Source organism: uncultured Salegentibacter sp., assembly GCF_963972535.1.
Classification (GTDB): domain Bacteria; phylum Bacteroidota; class Bacteroidia; order Flavobacteriales; family Flavobacteriaceae; genus Salegentibacter.
The window spans coordinates 1-1,652 of record NZ_CAXAVR010000214.1; the positions used below are offsets into that span (position 1 = coordinate 1).

Here is a 1,652-nt window from a genome sequence, read left to right on the forward strand (position 1 = left end):
TGATCCTGGAGCGGGTTTTGGAACGCAGCGGACTACAAAAAGGCAGCGAATATTCGGTTCAACAAAGTTTTACCAATGCAGACGGGAAACGGGTTTTGCCAGATGTAGTAATTAATCTCCCCGGCGATAAAAAAATGATCGTAGATTCTAAAGTCTCGCTAAACGCGTACGAACGCTACAGCAATGAAACAGATGAGCATGATAGAAAACAACATCTAAAAAATCATCTTACCGCTATTCGAAACCGGGTAAGTGAACTGGGTAATAAAAATTACCACCACTTATACGAGATGGAAAGTCCCGACTTCGTTTTGCTTTTCATTCCCATTGAAGCCGCATTTGCTGTTGCTTCCAACGAATATCCAGGACTGTATTCTGAAGCTTTTGATAAGAATATTATTATTGTTACACCTACTACCCTGCTCGCTGTACTAAAGACCATAGATAGTATGTGGCAGAACGAAAAACAAAAGCAAAACGCCATTGTCATCGCAACCCAGGCCGGCGCTTTATATGATTCTTTTACTGCTCTAACCGAAGAGCTCACAAAAATCGGCAGGCAATTGGGAACAGTCCAAAATTCCTATGAAGGCGCGATGAAAAAACTAACCGGAAAAGGAAATTTGCTGCGCCGTGTAGAAAAACTCAAAAAACTGGGGGCTAAAGCCAGTAAACAAATTGACCCTAAGATGCAATCGGCTATGGATGAGGAAGAAATTGAAGAAAATGAAGCAAATTAACCACTCTCCTCCAAGGTTTTGAAAACCTTGGAGGTTTGTAATTATTATGCATTCAAGAAAATGAAACATTAAATTAATATGAAAATCTATACCAAATCAATTTTCAGTTTTTTATTGATAAACCTTTTTGTGTTGAATATTTCAGCACAGGATATTTATTTTCCTGAAGCCGGAACCTGGGAAGAAAAAGATCCAAAATCGTTCAATTTAGATTTTTCAGAAGCTATTCAATTTGCTGAAGCAAATGAATATTCAGAATCCAAAGATTTACGCCAGGCAATATTAAAAGGCTTTCAACACGAACCTTATCACGAAATCTTAGGCCCTACAAAAAGACGTGGTGGCCCGGCGGGAATAATTTTAAAAGACGGCTACTTAGTGGCAAAATGGGGAGATACTAAACGTGTAGATATGACTTTTAGCGTTACCAAAAGTTTTCTCTCTACCACGGCCCTGCTCGCATTAGATCAAAACCTGATCATTGATGTTGAGGACCCGGTAATCAATTATGTTTGGAACGATACTTTTGAAGGCGAACATAACTCAAAAATCACCTGGAAACATTTATTGGAACAAAATTCAGATTGGCGCGGGGAACTTTGGGGTTCTTATGATTGGGCAGACAGGCCTTCTCAAGATACAGGAATAGACGATTGGCGAAACCGGAAACTCAACGAACCCGGAACGCATTTTAAATACAACGATGTTCGGGTAAATGTGCTCGCCTATTCTTTACTCAATGTTTTTAGAAAACCACTTCCCACGGTTTTAAAAGAAGAAATTATGGATCCTATTAACGCTTCTTCGAGCTGGCGTTGGTTTGGGTATGAGAATTCCTGGACTACCATAGACGGTTTCAAAATGCAATCGGTTAGTGGTGGCGGGCATTCCGGCGGCGGAATGTTTATCAAT

At 40.1% G+C, this 1,652-nt stretch carries 2 protein-coding genes; both read left to right on the top strand.

Translation table 11 applies throughout. The features are described from left to right. The coding region (locus tag AACZ30_RS13930; protein ID WP_339650126.1) for a DNA recombination protein RmuC at nt 1-740 on the top strand (740 nt) is incomplete at its 5' end. Nucleotides 741-818: 78 nt separating this feature from the next. Then, a partial coding sequence (locus AACZ30_RS13935; RefSeq protein WP_339650129.1) for a serine hydrolase occupies nt 819-1,652 on the top strand: 834 nt, incomplete at its 3' end.